Genomic DNA, 16,642 nt, shown 5'->3' on the forward strand with positions numbered 1-16,642 from the left:
TCTCCCGGCTACCCGGCGGGAGAAGAAGGCGCAGGCAATGCTTGAAGCGGATGGGCATGGGGGCAGCGCAGAACCGTTGGCGCCATGGATGGCGCCATCGAGCTTACATGGACGTATTTACAGCGTGTTCTGCGCTGCCCCCCATGCCCATCCGCCCTCGGTACTGCCACCGCGTGCTTTGTCATCCGGTAGCCGGCAACAAAAAAGGACGGCGCCTCAGCGCTGTCCCTCGATAGCCCCCCGCGCAGCGGGAAGCGCAACAACTATCAGCTGGGATCAGCCGGCGCGACCGCCGCCGTTGCCGCCCTGGCCGCGGCCACGGCCGCCGCCACCATTGCCGCCACCACCACGACGCTGGCCCTGACCCGCGCCCGCACCGGCACGCTGCTGGCCATTGCCACCGCCGTCGCGACGGCCGCCACCGGCCTTCTTCGGGCCCGCATGCGCATGGCGCGGCGCATCGCCGTGCGCACGGCGTGCATGGTTCTTGCGCGGTGCGCGCTCGCCGGTATCGTGCTCGGCCTTGCCCGGTGCACTGTTGCCCCAGCGGATCGGCACCTGCAGCTCGAAGCCCGGCACATCACGGATGTCCATGTCGCGGCCGAGCAGGCGCACGATCGCGCGCAGCAGCTTCACTTCATCCTGGGCGACCAGCGAAATCGCCTGGCCGGTGGCGCCGTTGCGGCCGGTACGGCCGATGCGGTGCACGTAGTCTTCGGCCACCATCGGCAGGTCGAAGTTGATCACCTTCGGCAGCTCGTTGATGTCGATACCGCGCGCGGCGATGTCGGTAGCCACCAGCACGGTCACACGGCCGGCCTTGAAGTCACCCAGCGCACGCAGGCGCTGGCCCTGGCTCTTGTTGCCATGGATCGCCGCGGTCTTGATGCCCGACTTTTCCAGGAACGACGCGAGCTTGTCGCTGCCATGCTTGGTGCGGGCAAACACCAGGGTCTGCTCGCGGCTGTCCTGCGCCAGCAGGTGCAGCAGCAGGTCGCGCTTGCGGCCGCCATCGACCGGGTGCACGCGGTGGGTGATGGTTTCGGCCACGGTGTTCTTCGGCGTTACCTGGATCTGTTCCGGGTTGCGCATGAACTCCAGCGCCAGCTGGCGGATGTTGTCCTCGAAGGTGGCCGAGAACAGCAGGGTCTGGCGGTTCTGCTTCGGCAGCTTGGCCAGGATGCGCTTGATCGACGGCAGGAAGCCCATGTCGAGCATGCGGTCGGCTTCGTCCAGCACCAGCAGTTCAATGCCGGACAGGTCGATGCTGCGACGCTCCAGGTGGTCGATCAGGCGGCCCGGGCAGGCCACCAGCAGGTCCACGCCACGGCGCAGGATGTCCAGCTGGTTGCCCATGCCGACGCCGCCGTAGATGCAGGCGCTGGGGATGCGCAGGTATTTGCTGTAGCCACGCAGGCTGTCATGCACCTGGGTGGCCAGTTCGCGGGTCGGGGCCAGGATCAGCGCGCGCGGCTTGCGCGGGCCGCTGCGCACTTCCTGCGAGGCGGTGCCCAGGTGCTGCAGCAGGGGCAGGCCGAACGCGGCGGTCTTGCCGGTACCGGTCTGTGCGCCGGCCAGCAGATCCCGACCCGCCAGCGCCAGCGGGATCGCCTGCTGCTGGATCGGGGTCGGGTTTTCGTAGCCCTGCTCGGCAAGCGCACGCAGCAGGAAGGGCGCCAGGCCCAGCGATTCAAAAGACATTGAGTTTGCTCCAAGTACAAGAAACGCCTGTCCGAACGGACAGACGGGGGCAGATCAAACTGATCGGCTGACTCGGAGCGTTCCCGTGAACCGCGCTGCGAGAATTGGGTGCAGCCGGCGCGGAGCGCAGGCTGGAATGCGTGACGAACGGCGTCGGAGTGGGGGCGGGCGAAGAGGGCGGACCCTGGTCGCCGGCGATCCCGGAGGGAAACGGACGGCCGCTGCAGACCATGCAAGTCTAAACGATGTTTGAGACTTCACGCAAAAAGGCCTGTTCAGGTAGGGGGGGTATCTGCAGGGCTTGCAGCCCTGCACCCGCTAACGTCAACGTCAACGTCAAAAGCGGGCTATCCGTGGGTTGGCGGGGTGGGTCCGGTTGAGGGGGACGGCGTGAATACGTCCATGTAGCCTCGGTCGCGCCATCCATGGCGCTCACGCCCCCTCAACCGGACCCACCCCGCCTTCGACAGTTTCCTGCGAGCTGTTGGGAATGCTGATGGGGTCAGATCCGTTTTCCATCGGAAAACGGATCTGACCGCGGAATTTCACTCGATATCTGACAGATTTCATCCACGTGTGGCGTGGATCTACCGACCGTCACCGGGAAACCGTCAAGGTGGGGCGGTGTGGGCGGGCAGGACCGTTGGCGCCATGGATGGCGCCATCGAGCCCCCTGGGATGGGTTTACGGCGTGTCCTGCCCGCCCACACCGCACCGCCAAACCCGCAGACAACCCAGAGCCGGCTGTTGCCCTTGACGTTGCCTTGGCTTGAAGCAGGTGCAGGGCGCAGCCCTGCCGAACCCCTACTACGGTAGGGTGGACCGATGCCGCGCTGCAGCTTGGCGCGGCCGCATATTTGATTACACTTGAAACTTGTTTGCCCATGACTCCGGACACCCACCCATGAAGCTTGGTTCTTTGAAGGAAGGCGGCCGCGACGGCACCCTGATCGTCGTCTCGCGTGACCTGCGCCACGGCGTGCGCGCCACCGGCATTGCCGCCACCCTGCAGCAGGCCCTGGAGGACTGGAGCCACATCGCGCCGCGCTTGAACGCCCTCTTCGAATCCCTCAACGCCGGCGATGCCGACGGCGTGTTCGACCTGGATGTGCAGGCACTGGCTGCGCCGATGCCGCGCGCCTATGAATTCGTTGATGGCAGCGCCTACCTGCCGCACGTCGAGCGCGTGCGCCGCGCCCGTGGTGCCGAGGTGCCGGAGAGCTTCTACACCGACCCGCTGATGTACCAGGCCACCAGCGCCGGCTTCTATGGCCCGCGCGATGCGGTCAAGGTGGTCAGTGAGGACTACGGCATCGACCTGGAAGCGGAGATCGTGGTGATCACCGATGACGTGCCGATGGCCGCCACCCCGGAACAGGCCGCAGGCCATATTCAGCTGGTCGGCCTGGTCAACGACGTCTCGCTGCGCAACCTGATCCCGGGCGAGCTGGCCAAGGGCTTCGGCTTCCTGCAGTCCAAGCCGCGTTCGGCACTGTCGCCGGTGTTCGTCACCCCCGACGAGCTGGGTGACGCCTGGCAGGACAGCAAGGTGCACCTGCCGCTGCTGACCCACATCAACGGCCAGTGGTTCGGCGCGCCGGAAGCCGGCGTGGACATGCAGTTCAATTTCGCCCAGCTGGTTTCGCATGCAGCCAAGACCCGTCCGCTGGGTGCCGGCACCATTGTCGGCTCCGGCACCATCGCCAACGAGGACACGCGCAAGGGCGCCTCGTGCTTCGCCGAACAGCGGGTGGTGGAAACCCTGCGCGACGGGAAGCCGAGCACGCCGTTCATGTCCTTCGGTGACGTGGTCCGCATCGAGATGCTCGATGCCGCCGGCAACAGCATCTTCGGTGCGATCGAGCAGCGCATCGAACAGGCGGCCAAGCCCTGAGCATGGAGGCGGCGATGGAGATCCCGGTCGACGACGGCATCGTGCTGTACACCTACTGGCGATCCAGCGCCGCCTACCGCGTGCGCATCGGCCTGGAACTGAAGGGCCTGGCCTGGCAAGCGCGGCCGGTGCACCTGGTGCGCGAGGGCGGTGAGCAGCATCTGGGGGCTTACCGCGCGCTCAATCCGCAGCAGCTGGTGCCGACCCTGCTGCACGACGGGCGCACCCTGACCCAGTCATTGGCGATCGTCGAGTACCTGGAAGAGCGCTTCCCACAGGTGCCGCTGTTGCCGGCCGACGCTGCGGGCCGCGCACGGGTACGGGCGCTGGCGCAGCTGGTGGCCTGCGATATCCATCCGATCAACAACCTGCGGGTGATGCAGTACCTGGAGCGCGAGCTGCAACTGCCGGCCGACGCCCGCACGGAATGGACCCTGCACTGGATTGCCGAAGGCTTTGCGGCGATGGAAGCGATGCTTGCCGGCAGCTGCGATACCGGCGCTTTCTGCCACGGCGACCGTCCCGGCCTGGCCGACCTCTGCCTGCTGCCGCAGTTGTACAACGCCCACCGCTTCGGCCTGGACCTGGCGCCGTACCCGACCCTGCGCCGCATCGAAGCGGCCTGCCAGGCGCTGGACGCCTTCGATCGCGCGCGCCCGGAAAACCAGCCCGACGCCGTCTGACAGGCCGCTTCGCCCACCGGGCGCGGCCCGGCGCTACCGGTCCCCAGCGCGTGGTAGCGCCGGCCCATGCCCGGCGGGTTCCCCATCCCCTCCCAGCATCTGCCGAAGGTCCTCCCGGAACAGCTGGTAGCCGGCCTCGCGGCGTGCATCATCGCCTTGCCGCAGCACCCACGCCGGGTGCACGGTAGCGTAGCCACGGGTGCCGTCCTCCAGTGTGTGCCAGCGTCCCCGGTCGCGCGACAGATTGAACTCACGGCCAAATACCGAGGCTGCCGCGGTTGCACCCAGGCAGACGATGACCTGCGGCCGCACCCGTGCGATCTCGCCCATCAGCCACGGCCGGCAGGCCTGGATGTGGCGGCTTTCCGGACGCTTGTGCAGCCGGATCTTGCCGCGGCGCTCATGGTGGAAGTGCTTCACCGCATTGGTCAGGTACAGCGTGGCGCGATCGATTCCCAGCTCGGCCAGTGCGCGGTCCAGCAGCTGGCCAGCCGGGCCGGCGAACGGCTGGCCGCGCAGATCCTCGGTATCACCAGGCTGTTCGCCGATCACCATCACCCGCGCATCGGCCGGCCCCTGGCCGAATACCGTCTGCGTGGCGGTCTCCCACAGCGGGCACTGGCGGCAGGCGCTGGCCTGCTGTCGAAGTGTCTGCAGGCTGCCGGTATCGGTGGTCGCTGCCGCAGCGTCGCCACGCGTGGGAATCCTGCGCTGGGGTGCCTGCGCGGGCCGATCATGCATTTCCTGCACGCGATCGCCCGCATCGCGCACCAAGCGCGGCAGCAGCTGTGCCTCGGGCAGGTGGCGCCAGTACTTGGCAGGCATCTCCTGCATCATCATCCGGGTATTGAGCCGGGCCGGATTGAAGATGCTGGCGTAATAGGTCTGCCACAGCGCCTCCCGCGCATCCTCGGCCGGGGCGTCCTCGCGCCGTGCGCCGGGGCCGAAGGCCAGCGCCTGTCCATCCCATGCAACGCTGCGCGACGGGGTCAGGATGGCCCAGCGCATGCCGGTGAAGCGACGCGCGAAGAACGGCGCCACCCGATCGACGATGTGGTGCTGGGGCTCGAACCACGCGATGAAGGCGTCAGGCTGGCCGGGGACCTCGCGGAAGCGCACGAATGCCTTCATCTTGTGCGTGTCGCGGCGCACCGCCTGCGCCAGTGCCATCGCCCGCAGCACATCGGCATCGGCGGGATTGGTCAGCACCGCGCGTTCGCCATGGGCGATGCGCCACAGCAGCCGGTACAGGAGAGCCAGCCGCTGCGGCTCGCGGTGGCACAAGCAGGTCGCCGCCAGTTCCATGAAGTCGCGCGGCACGCTGGGCGCGCTGGCGTTGGCGGGCAGGGCAGCACTCTGCACCGATGGCGCATCCAGCAACGACGCATCGCTGCCCTCCAGCCAGTCCAGTTGCGCGGGTGCCACGCGGCGCAGCAGCGCATCGCGCGCGGCATCGCGCCACGCCTCCAGCGACCACGGCGGGTCCACCCGCAGTGACCAGCGCTGCACGTCAGGCGGCGGGCGGTGCATCGAACAGCGAACCCTGTCGTGGCGGCGGGGCCAGCTGTGCACGCAACGCCGCCGGATCATCCAGCGCCTTGCGCGGGTGGTGGTCGGCCAGCAGCACGAACGGCAGCAGCTTGCTCATCGGCGCCTTCAGGCGGGCCACGTCGGCCACCCGCAGGCGCCCATGCCGGCGCGCCATCAGCACCCGCTTCACATTGCGCACGCCCAGCCCAGGCACGCGCAGCAGCAGTTCCTTCGGCGCACGGTTCAGATCCACCGGGAAGCGCTCGGGATGGCGGATCGCCCAGGCCATCTTCGGATCGATATCCAGATCGAGCATTCCGCCCTGCGTGGTGTCGGTGATTTCGTCCACGCCGTAGCCATAGAAGCGCAACAGCCAGTCAGCCTGGTACAGCCGGTGCTCGCGCTGCAGGGGCGGGGGTTGCAGCGGCAGCTGCCGGCTGGCATCGGGAATCGGGCTGAACGCGGAGTAGTAGACCCGGCGCATGCGGTAGTTGCCGTACAGGCTGTCGGCGCTGGTCAGGATCTGCTGGTCACTGGCGCCATCGGCACCCACGATCATCTGCGTGCTCTGGCCTGCCGGCGCGAAACGGGGCGGCTTCGGCCGCGCGCTGCGGATGACGGCGGGGGCCAGCGCGGTCGCGGCCTTGCGTGCCTCCTGCGCTTCCTCGATACGCCAGCGCAGCTCGCCCATCGCGCCGCGTATAGAATGAACGGTCTTTTCCGGCGCCAGTGTGCTCAGCCCGGCCTCGGTGGGCAGTTCCACGTTGATCGACAGACGGTCGGCGTGGCGGCCGGCGGCGGCGAGCAGTTCCGGTGAGGCTTCGGGAATGGTCTTGAGATGGATGTAGCCGGCAAAGCGGTGTTCCTCGCGCAGTCGCCGGGCCACCTCCACCATCTGCTCCATCGTGTAGTCCGCATTGCGGATGATGCCGCTGGAGAGGAACAGGCCTTCAATGTAGTTGCGCTTGTAGAAATCCAGGGTCAGCGCAACCACTTCGTCCACGCTGAAACGCGCGCGGGCCACATTGCTCGACACGCGGTTCACGCAATAGGCGCAGTCGTAGACGCAGAAGTTGGTCAGCAGGATCTTCAGCAGTGATACGCAGCGGCCGTCCGGCGTGTAGCTGTGACAGATACCCATGCCTTCGGTACTGCCGATGCCACCGCTGGCACGCGAATCGCGCTTGCCCGAGCCGCTGGAGGCACAGGAGGCGTCGTACTTGGCGGCATCGGCCAGAATGGCCAGCTTGCGGATGGTTTCCATTGCGGAAACCTACGGATGAGCGGTCTCATTGGATGAGACCGCTGCTGAATCCTTCAGGCTTCCGCCGGGCATGGCCCGGCGCGCGCGGTCAGAACCCGTGGGTGATGCTGGGGGCGCCGGCGGAGAAATCGGCGTAGGGGTCGTGTTCGCCGCTGCTGCCTTCGGACAGCCGGAACTTCAGGGCCAGGCCGTCGCGCGAGTCGGCCGCGCGTAGCGCTTCCTCCTGCTCGATGGTGCCGGCCTTGGCCAGCCGGAACAGGCACTGGTCGAAGCTTTCCATGCCTTCCTCCAGCGAGGCTTCCATCGCCGCCTTGATCTCGTGCACCTGGCCGCGACGCAGCAGGTCGCGGATCATCGGCGTGTTGATCAGCACCTCGGTGGCCGGCAGGCGACGGCCTTCCTTGTTCTTCACCAGGCGCTGGCTGATCACCGCACGCAGGTTCAGCGCCAGGTTCATCAGCACGTTCTTGTGGGCGCTTTCCGGGAAGAAATTGAGGATGCGCTCGATGGTCTGGTCGGCGTTGTTGGAGTGCAGGGTGGCCAGGCACAGGTGGCCGGTCTCGGCGAAGGCGATCGCTGCCTCCATCGTCTCCGCGTCCAGGATCTCGCCGATCAGGATCACGTCCGGCGCTTCACGCATCGCATTCTTCAGCGCGTTGTGGAAGGCGTGGGTGTCCAGCCCGACCTCGCGCTGGTTGACGATCGACATCTTGTGCTTGTGCAGGTACTCGATCGGGTCCTCGATGGTGAGGATGTGTCCGGTGGTGGTGCTGTTGCGGTGGTCGATCATCGACGCCAGCGAGGTCGACTTGCCGGAACCGGTGGACCCCACCACCAGCACCAGCCCGCGCGGGGTCATGATGACGTCCTTCAGCACCTGCGGCAGGTTCAGCTCTTCGATGCTCGGAATGCGGCTGCGGATGGCACGGATGACCATGCCGACCTCGCCCCGCTGCTTGAACACGTTGACGCGGAAGCGCCCGGCTTCGGGCAGGGCGATGGCCATGTTGAGCTCCAGCTCGCGCTCGAACTGCGGCACCTGGCCTTCGTCCATCAGCGAGTAGGCGATCTTCTTCACCATGCCCGGCGGCAGGCCGGTGTTGCCCAGCGGATAAAGCTTCCCCTCGATCTTGATGTAGACCGGTGCTCCGGTGGTCAGAAACATGTCCGAAGCGTTCTTTTCGGTCATCAGCTTCAGGAAGTAGCCGATATCCATTGCGAATTTTCCCCAACGAAACGGCCGACGCCCGTTGCCAGCACGGTGTCGGCTTGACGACAATGGCCGTGAACCGACAACCGGTACGGCCTCCCCAATGAAACGACTTAGCTTCGCACGAATGCGCCATGGCCTGTATGTGATGGCGTTTGCATTCGCACTGTCTGCCCCCGCCTGGGCGCAGGACGCCGCACTGGAACTGGCGCAGGCCCGGCAGGCGGTGGACAAGGCCACCCAGGCCGATGCCGACCAGTACGCCCCCGACCTGATCGGGCTGGCGCGGCAAGGGCTTGAACAGGCCCAGCGCGCCGCCAGCGACCGCCGCGAGCGCAAGAACGCCCCGGCGATGGCCCTGCGCGCCGCTGCCGATGCCGACCTGGCCCGCGTCCGCAGCGAGGAAGCCACCGTCACCGCACAGCTGCAGTTGCGCCGCAACGAGGTCAACCAGCTGCAACGCCAGCTGTCGACCGGGGAGGACCGCCGGTGAAGCCGATGACCGCCGCAACCCTGGCCGCGCTGCTGGCGCTGCCGGCCCTGGCCGTGGCCGCCGAGAACCCGATGGTGGCGCAGCTGAGCCAGCGCCTGATGGCCATCCAGGCCAACCCGGACACCGCCGAGCTGGGCGCTTTCGAGCGCATGCAGGCACAGCAGGCCATCGCCACCCTGGACAAGGCCAAGCGCCGCGACCAGGAACTGGCCACCTACCTGGCCGAGCGCCGGGTCGAGATCGCCGAAACCGCCGTGCGCACCGCACTGGCCGCGCGCGAGGTCGACCGCCTGGAGCGGACCCGTGGCGATCTGCTGATCGAGGCCAGCCGCCGCGATGCCGCCCGCGCCCGCCAGGAGGCCGAACAGCTGCGCATGCAGGCGCAGATGCAGGCCGAGGAGGCTGAGCGCCTGCGCCAGGCCGCCGAGGCCGAGACCCTGGCCCGCCAGGATGCGGAGAACGCCCTGACCAGCGTGGCCGGCAAGCAGCAGCAGCGGCTCAGTGCCGCCCAGCAGAACGCCGCCAAGCTGGCCCGCGAGGAGGCCGAGCTGGTCTCCGGGCAGAAGCTGCCGGGCTCGAAGTTCGATAGCCGTGGCGAGGTCTTCACCTTCAGCGGTGATGCCTTCGCTGCCGGTGCCTCCAGCCTGTCCGGTGGCGCCCGCAACCAGGCCAAGGCGCTGGCCGAGTACCTGAACATCGGCAAGAAGGGCCGCCTGCGTATCGAGGCCTATGATGCCGCCAATGGCGTCGGCCAGAAGCGTGCCGAGGCGCTGCGTGATGCTCTGGTCGCGGCCGGTGTCGCCAGCAACCGGATCCAGGTCAGCGGCAAGAAAGCGGCCTCCACCAAGGCGCGCTCGGCCGAGGTCATCATCGCCCCGTAATTGATTGATATTGTTTGTTTTTCGTTGCGATGAGCATTCAGCCTGAACCCCGCCCCGGCGGGGTTCGGTCTTTTTGCCGCAGGGGTCTTGTACCCCGCCTTGAGCAGGCGTAGGGTCAATCGTCCGGGACGCAATGCCGCGGACCGGACGATGGGAGGGCCGGGCCGATGCAAACAGGGCGCGAACCGCAGCGAATCGACGTGCGCAGGCCAGTGCCGCAGGTCGTTGCCGGCGTCCAGGTGGCCATCGACCGGCGCTCCTCCATGAACAACGCCCCGTGCCTTGCGGCCGGGGCGTTCGTGTATCTGTCGAAGGAGGTCCATCATGTTTGAAGATCAGCCCCAGAGCGAGATCGACGCCCGTCGCGCGCGTGATCCGGAGTTCAGGGCACTCCATGACCAGCACCGCAAGTTGAACAAGAAGTGCATGGACGCGGAGTTGGGTGTACTCCCGATCGATGATGTCACCCTGGGTCGCATGAAGCGTGAGAAGCTGCTGGCCAAGCAACGACTTCTGCGAATGTACGAAACACCCCTCGCAACGACGTCCCCCACGCTGTGACGCACGCCGTCACGCCCGGAATGGCGTGACCTGGCCATCGATGGCCCCGCCGGGCGCTTGCGCCCAGGCATCGCGGCACCGCCGATGAGGCGGCCGCGCCAAGGCACCACAGGCGGTGGTGCCTTGGCCTGCAGGCACAACTCACCGATGCGGGCGGTACCGGTCTCCTCGTCGATCCGGGGCCGTCCGCATCCCTTTTTGCGGGCTTCCGGCCCCGTTCCGCGCCGACCTGACATTCATCGCCATCCGACGGATAATCATCGGTCCGGCCCTGTGCGGCGCGAATCGAAAGTCCTCCGAATGCCCATTCATTCTTCCGTCCTCGAACTCATCGGCCAGACCCCGATCGTCAAGGCCCAGCGCCTGGACAGCGGCGTCTGCGAGCTCTACCTGAAGCTCGAAAGCGCCAACCCGGGCGGATCGATCAAGGATCGCATCGGCCTGTCGATGATCGAGGCGGCCGAGAAGCGCGGCGATCTGAAGCCGGGCGCGACCCTGGTCGAGGGCACCGCGGGCAACACCGGCCTGGGCCTGGCGCTGGTCGCGCAGCAGAAGGGTTACAAGCTCATCCTCGTCGTTCCCGACAAGATGAGTCGCGAAAAGATCTTCAACCTGAAGGCGATGGGTGCCGAAGTACGCCTGACCCGTTCGGACGTGGCCAAGGGCCACCCGGACTACTACCAGGATCTGGCCAAGACCATCGCCGAGCAGACCCCGGGCGCGTACTTCATCAACCAGTTCGGCAACCCGGACAACCCGGCCGCGCATGAGTTCGGTACCGGCCCGGAGATCCTGGAGCAGATGGGCGGCGATCTGGATGCCATCGTGTTCGGCTGCGGCAGCTCCGGCACCATGACCGGCCTGTCGCGCGCCTTCGCCACGCTGTCGCCGAAGACCGAGCTGGTGCTGGCCGACCCGGTTGGCTCGATCCTGGCCGAATACATCAATGACGGCGTGCTCAACGACAAGTCGGGCAGCTGGCTGGTGGAGGGCATCGGCGAGGACTTCCTGCCGTCGATTTCCGACTTCAGCCGGGTGAAGAAGGCCTACGCCATCAGCGACGCCGAGAGCTTCCACACCGCGCGCGAGCTGCTGGGCAAGGAAGGCATCCTCGGCGGTTCGTCCACCGGTACCCTGCTGGCTGCGGCGTTGAAGTACTGCAAGGAACAGACCACGCCGAAGAAGGTGCTGGTGCTGGTCTGCGACACCGGCAACAAGTACCTGTCGAAGATGTACAACGACTACTGGATGCTGGACAACGGCTTCCTGCAGCGCCCGCAGCACGGCGATCTGCGCGACCTGATCCTGCGCCCGTACGGCCAGCGCGACACTGTCGTGATCGGACCGAACGACCTGCTGACCACCGCCTACCAGCGCATGAAGCTGTACGACGTCTCGCAGCTGCCGGTGATGGACGGCGACCAGCTGGTCGGCATCGTCGACGAAAGCGACGTGCTGCTGCACGTTTATGGCGATGAGGCGCGCTTCCGCGACACCGTCGCCACCGCAATGGTCAGCAAGCTGGACCGGCTGGACGTGAAGTCGCCGATCGAGGCCTTGCTGCCGGTGTTCGACCGCGGCCAGGTGGCGATCGTGATGGACGGCGATGCGTTCCTGGGCCTGATCACCCGTATCGACCTGCTGAACTATCTGCGCCGTCGCGTGCAGTAAGCCGCTGATCGCAGACGTTCGCTGCTGAATCCAGGTTTATCCGCGTCAAAGCTCGTTAAGGCCGCGCTGGTAGACTTCCGCACCTTCGACGGCGCCGAGCTTCGGCGCCCTTCAGGAAAGAACATGTCCAACGCTACTTCCCAGGATCGCGCCCTGGCCCTGGCTACCCTGGCCATCCACGGTGGCCAGTCGCCCGACCCCAGCACCGGGGCGGTGATGCCGCCGATCTACGCCACCTCGACCTATGCGCAGTCCAGCCCGGGCGAGCACCAGGGCTTCGAGTACTCGCGTACGCACAACCCGACCCGCTTCGCCTACGAGCGTTGCGTCGCGTCGCTGGAGGGTGGCACCCGCGGCTTCGCCTTCGCCTCGGGCATGGCGGCCAGCTCTACCGTGATCGAACTGCTGGATGCCGGCAGCCACGTGGTGGCGATGGATGACATCTACGGCGGCAGCTTCCGCCTGTTCGAGCGCGTGCGCCGCCGCACCGCCGGGCTGGACTTCAGCTTCGTCGACCTGACTGACCTGGCGGCCTTCGAAGCGGCGATCACGCCGAAGACGAAGATGGTGTGGATCGAGACCCCGACCAACCCGATGCTGAAGATCGTCGACATCGCCGCGGTGGCCGCCATCGCCAAGCGCCATGGCCTGATCGTGGTGGTCGACAACACCTTCGCTTCGCCGATGCTGCAGCGTCCGCTGGAGCTGGGGGCCGACCTGGTGCTGCATTCGGCCACCAAGTACCTCAACGGTCACTCGGACATGGTCGGCGGCATGGTGGTGGTCGGCGACAACGCCGAACTGGCCGAGCAGATGGCCTTCCTGCAGAACTCGGTGGGTGGCGTGCAGGGCCCGTTCGACAGCTTCCTGGCCCTGCGTGGCCTGAAGACCCTGCCGCTGCGCATGAAGGCGCATTGCGCCAACGCGCTGGCCCTGGCGCAGTGGCTGGACAAGCACCCGGCAGTGGAGAAAGTGATCTACCCGGGCCTGTCGTCGCACCCGCAGCACGAACTTGCCGGCAAGCAGATGGCCGGTTACGGCGGCATTGTCTCGATCGTGCTCAAGGGCGGTTTCGAGGCGGCCAAGCGCTTCTGCGAGAAGACCGAGCTGTTCACCCTGGCCGAGTCGCTGGGCGGCGTGGAAAGCCTGGTCAACCACCCGGCGGTGATGACCCATGCGTCAATCCCGGTCGCGCGCCGCGAACAGCTGGGCATCAGCGATGCGCTGGTGCGGCTGAGCGTGGGTGTGGAAGAGCTGGGGGATCTGCAGGTGGACCTGGAACGGGCGCTGGGCGGCTGACCGCCCCCCTGTCCTCCATGACGTCCCCAGACTCCTCTCCGGTTGCTTCATCGGTACGCATGTTTGCGTGGCTGCGCAGCCAGGCGTGGCTGCGTTGTGCCTACCATCTGTTGCCGACCGGCCTGCGCGAAGGTGCGCTGCGATTGTTTTCGCGGCGACTGCAGGCGCGGACGCGCTTCGTGCGCACTGCGGCCTGGGAGAGACAGCTGCAGCCTGCCGGCGACGTCGTCGCTGGCGCAGCAGGACGTGGAACGGACCTGCCGGGGGTCAACATCCTCGGCTATATCCATGGTCAGTTCGGATTGGCTGAAGCGGCGCGCAGCTATGCGCGTGCATTGATCGAACAGGGTGTGCCGGTCGCGCTTCGCGACATCGATCTTGGCCTGCCGAACGCGCGTGGCGAACATGCGCTTGATGCCTACCTCGACGATACGATGCCGCATGCAGTCAGCATCATCTTCGTCAACCCGGATTACCTGGCGCAGGCTCTGGCGAGTATCCCGCTGGCACGCGGGGAGGGGCGCTACCTCATCGCCTGCTGGTTCTGGGAGCTGGAACGCCTGCCCGACAGCTGGTTGCCGGCCCTGGAACTGGTGGATGAAGTGATGGTGGCCACAGGTTTCGTCGAGAATGCCGTGGCTCATGCCACCCGCAAGCCGGTGACGCGGATTCCGATGCCGCTGGGTGTCCTCAACGACAGTGGGCTGCAGCGTGTGGACTTCGGCCTGCCGGAGGATGCCTTCGTCTTCCTGACGTCCTTCGATTTCAGTTCGCGGATGGAGCGCAAGAATCCCGAAGCGGTGATCCGTGCCTTCCGCGAGGCGTTCCCGGCACAGCGCCGCGATGTCCGCCTGCTGGTCAAGAGCAGCAATGGCCATCGTTTCCCGCATCTGCTCAAGCATCTGCTGGCCATCGCCGATGGCGACGAGCGCATCATCATCCGTGACGAAGTCATCGCACGCGAGCACCTCAATGCACTGCAGCGTTGCTGCGACGCTTACGTGTCGCTGCACCGCGCCGAGGGCTTCGGCCTGGGCCTGGCCGAATGCATGGCCATGGGCAAGCCGGTGATCGCCACCGGGTGGTCGGGCAACATGGAATTCATGGATGCCGATTCGGCCGGACTGGTCGATTTCACGCTTGTTCCCGTGCGTGAAGGGGAATACCCGGCGGGCAAGGGGCAGCGCTGGGCCGACGCGCAGGTGCCGATGGCTGCAGCCTGGATGCGCCGGCTGGCCGATGACCCGGGCTATGCCGCCGCGCTGGGGCAGGCAGGACGCACCCGCGTCGAAGCAATCCTATCCACCCAGGCCGCTGCCAGCGGCATCATTGAACGCGTTCGCACGCTTCAGGCCAACGCACGTACCGCGCAGGACACCATGCAGACAATGAAGCACGAGGCAGGTAATGAGTGACATGATCCGGTCCATCTGGGCCTACCGCTATTTCATTCTTTCGTCGATCAAGAATGAATTGCGGGTCCGCTTCATCCGCAGCAAGCTCGGCGCATTGTGGATGATCATCCATCCGCTGATGCAGGTCGTGATCTTTGCCACCATCCTGTCGGAGGTACTGTCGGCGAAGCTGCCCGGCATCGACAACAAGTACGCCTATGCGCTGTACCTGATGGCGGGCACGCTGTGCTGGAGCATGTTCTCCGAGACGGTCGGCAAATGCGTGTCGCTGTTTGTGGACAGCGGCAACCTGATGAAGAAGATGGCGTTCCCGCGCATCTGCCTGCCTTTCATCGCCGGGGGCACGATGCTGGTCAACAACCTTCTGCTGCTCATCGCGATCTTCGTGGTGTTCGCAGTGCTCGGCCACTACCCGGGAGCGCAGGCGCTCTGGCTGCCGGTCCTGATGCTGATCACGCTCTTCTTCGCAATGTCGATCGGGCTGCTGCTGGGGGTGTTGAACGTGTTCATGCGCGACATCGGTCAGGTGGTCCCCGTCGTGCTGCAGGCGTTGTTCTGGCTGACGCCGATTGTCTACAACATCCGCATCCTGCCTGAGCACGTGCAGGGCCTGTTCAAGCTGAATCCGTTGTATCCGCTGGTGAGCAGCTACCAGAACGTCCTGCTCTACGACCAACCGCCGGTGTGGGCTGACCTAGCTTGGCTGATTGGCGCCGCATGCGTGCTGGCGCTGGCATCGTTGATCGTTTTCCGTCGTGCCAGTCCCGAGATGGTGGATGCACTATGAGTGGTGAGTTGCGTGTTGAAGGCGTAGGCAAGGCCTACCGGGTGTGGGGCAGCGAATGGCTGCGCGCAGCGAGCTGGTTCGGCCTGCCAACCCGCCCGCGCGAAGAGCACTGGGTGCTCCGGGACGTGTCGTTCTCAATCGCGCCCGGCGAAGCGGTGGGTGTGATCGGGCAGAACGGTGCCGGCAAGAGCACATTGCTCAAGCTGATCACCGGTACCGCGCAGCCGACCGAAGGACGGGTCACGCGGACTGGCCGGGTCGCCGCCATCCTTGAGCTGGGAATGGGGTTCAACCAGGACCTGACGGGCCGGCAGAATGCCTTCCACTCCGCAGGCCTGATGGGATACAGCCAGGAGCAGATCGCCGAAGCCATGCCGGGGATCGAGGCATTCGCGGAGATCGGCGAATACTTCGACGAGCCAGTGCGCACGTATTCCAGCGGCATGCAGGTACGCGTCGCATTCGCGGTCGCAACGGCATTCACCCCCGACCTGCTGATCGTCGACGAAGCCCTCGCGGTGGGTGACAGTTACTTCCAGCACAAAAGCTTCGACCGCATGCGGCGGTTCCGCGAGGAAGGCACCTCGATCATGCTGGTCTCCCACAGCCCCAGCGACGTCAAGGCACTGTGTGACCGGGTGATCCTGCTCGACAAGGGGCAGGTGCTGAAGGACGGTGCACCGGACGAAGTGATCGACTTCTACAACGCGTTGATCGCCCGCAAGGAGAACGAGAAGCTCAGCGTTGAGCAACGACGTGATGAGTCGGGTTGGGTCACCACCCGCAGTGGCAGTGGCCAGGCCGTGGTCAGCAGCCTCAAGCTGATCGACGCAGCCACGGGCAGCGAGGTTGCCTTGGCGATGGTGGGGCAGCAGCTCAGGCTGGTACTAGAAGCGGAAGTGCGGGCTCCGCTGCCCAGTCTGGTGCTCGGCTTCATGATCCGTGACAAGCAGGGGCATGTGGTCTGGGGCAGCAACACCTGGCACACCGAGCAGGTCCAGAGCCACGTGTCGGCAGGAGAACGGCTGCGCTACACGCTGGACTTCACCTGCCGGATGGGCCCGGGTTCGTACTCGGTTTCGCCAGCCCTGGTCAGCAGCGATACGCACATGATCGACAACTTCGAGTGGGTCGACAATCTGTTGGTCTTCGAAGTCATGAATGCGGACCACCCCATGTTCATTGGCAGCAACTGGCTGGATGCTGAGTTTGCTGTAGAACGCGGCACTGTCATCTGAGTTCCCCCGAGTAAC

The 16,642-nt window shown here is 66.2% G+C and carries 14 protein-coding genes; 10 read left to right on the plus strand and 4 right to left on the minus strand.

All coding sequences use genetic code 11. The features are described from left to right. Positions 1-276 precede the first annotated feature (276 nt). Entirely contained in the window at positions 277-1,701 is a 1,425-nt protein-coding gene (locus tag QZ853_RS18490) for a DEAD/DEAH box helicase (protein WP_295577066.1), read from the minus strand. Between the two features lie 904 nt (positions 1,702-2,605). Here QZ853_RS18490 and QZ853_RS18495 point away from each other — a divergent pair. Both QZ853_RS18495 and maiA read left to right on the plus strand, forming a co-directional pair. After that, positions 2,606-3,595 carry a fumarylacetoacetate hydrolase family protein gene (locus QZ853_RS18495; RefSeq protein WP_295577090.1) on the plus strand — a complete coding sequence of 330 codons (990 nt, stop codon included), beginning with the start codon at positions 2,606-2,608 and terminating at the stop codon, positions 3,593-3,595. Between the two features lie 14 nt (positions 3,596-3,609). Beyond that, entirely contained in the window at positions 3,610-4,278 is a 669-nt protein-coding gene (gene maiA / locus QZ853_RS18500; protein ID WP_295577103.1) for a maleylacetoacetate isomerase, read from the plus strand. Positions 4,279-4,311: 33 nt separating this feature from the next. Here the strand turns inward: maiA and QZ853_RS18505 are convergent, their stop codons facing one another. From QZ853_RS18505 to QZ853_RS18515, 3 genes are all read right to left on the minus strand, one after another. After that, positions 4,312-5,808: a UdgX family uracil-DNA binding protein gene (locus tag QZ853_RS18505; RefSeq protein ID WP_295577115.1), complete on the minus strand. Its 1,497-nt coding sequence runs from the start codon at positions 5,806-5,808 to the stop codon at positions 4,312-4,314. After that, positions 5,789-7,072, minus strand: coding sequence for a putative DNA modification/repair radical SAM protein (locus QZ853_RS18510; protein WP_295577128.1), 1,284 nt, complete (start codon positions 7,070-7,072; stop codon positions 5,789-5,791). Before QZ853_RS18510 ends, QZ853_RS18505 begins: the two co-directional genes overlap by 20 nt. Positions 7,073-7,160: 88 nt before the next feature. After that, positions 7,161-8,288 carry a PilT/PilU family type 4a pilus ATPase gene (locus tag QZ853_RS18515; protein WP_295577138.1) on the minus strand — a complete coding sequence of 376 codons (1,128 nt, stop codon included), beginning with the start codon at positions 8,286-8,288 and terminating at the stop codon, positions 7,161-7,163. A 121-nt stretch (positions 8,289-8,409) separates the two neighbouring features. On the opposite strand from QZ853_RS18515, the gene QZ853_RS18520 reads away from it, so the two are divergent. From QZ853_RS18520 to QZ853_RS18555, 8 genes are all read left to right on the plus strand, one after another. Further along, positions 8,410-8,775: a DUF4398 domain-containing protein gene (locus QZ853_RS18520; RefSeq protein ID WP_138953263.1), complete on the plus strand. Its 366-nt coding sequence runs from the start codon at positions 8,410-8,412 to the stop codon at positions 8,773-8,775. Next, positions 8,772-9,656, plus strand: coding sequence for a hypothetical protein (locus tag QZ853_RS18525; RefSeq protein ID WP_295577149.1), 885 nt, complete (start codon positions 8,772-8,774; stop codon positions 9,654-9,656). The genes QZ853_RS18520 and QZ853_RS18525 overlap by 4 nt, the downstream gene beginning before the upstream one ends. Positions 9,657-9,980: 324 nt before the next feature. Beyond that, on the plus strand, positions 9,981-10,217 hold the full coding sequence (locus tag QZ853_RS18530; protein WP_295554770.1) for a YdcH family protein: 237 nt from the start codon (positions 9,981-9,983) through the stop codon (positions 10,215-10,217). Between the two features lie 300 nt (positions 10,218-10,517). After that, the gene (locus tag QZ853_RS18535; protein WP_295577160.1) at positions 10,518-11,888 is read left to right on the plus strand and encodes a pyridoxal-phosphate dependent enzyme; all 1,371 of its coding nucleotides are present in this window, start codon (positions 10,518-10,520) and stop codon (positions 11,886-11,888) included. Positions 11,889-12,011: 123 nt separating this feature from the next. Beyond that, positions 12,012-13,187: a cystathionine gamma-synthase gene (locus tag QZ853_RS18540; RefSeq protein ID WP_295577171.1), complete on the plus strand. Its 1,176-nt coding sequence runs from the start codon at positions 12,012-12,014 to the stop codon at positions 13,185-13,187. A 59-nt stretch (positions 13,188-13,246) separates the two neighbouring features. Next, positions 13,247-14,602, plus strand: coding sequence for a glycosyltransferase family 4 protein (locus tag QZ853_RS18545; protein ID WP_295577183.1), 1,356 nt, complete (start codon positions 13,247-13,249; stop codon positions 14,600-14,602). Next, on the plus strand, positions 14,595-15,389 hold the full coding sequence (locus tag QZ853_RS18550; protein ID WP_199120715.1) for an ABC transporter permease: 795 nt from the start codon (positions 14,595-14,597) through the stop codon (positions 15,387-15,389). Before QZ853_RS18545 ends, QZ853_RS18550 begins: the two co-directional genes overlap by 8 nt. Next, complete coding sequence (locus QZ853_RS18555; RefSeq protein ID WP_295577222.1) at positions 15,386-16,627, plus strand: ABC transporter ATP-binding protein; 1,242 nt, start codon at positions 15,386-15,388, stop codon at positions 16,625-16,627. Before QZ853_RS18550 ends, QZ853_RS18555 begins: the two co-directional genes overlap by 4 nt. Positions 16,628-16,642: the final 15 nt, after the last annotated feature.

This window comes from uncultured Stenotrophomonas sp., from assembly GCF_913778665.1.
Lineage (GTDB): Bacteria > Pseudomonadota > Gammaproteobacteria > Xanthomonadales > Xanthomonadaceae > Stenotrophomonas.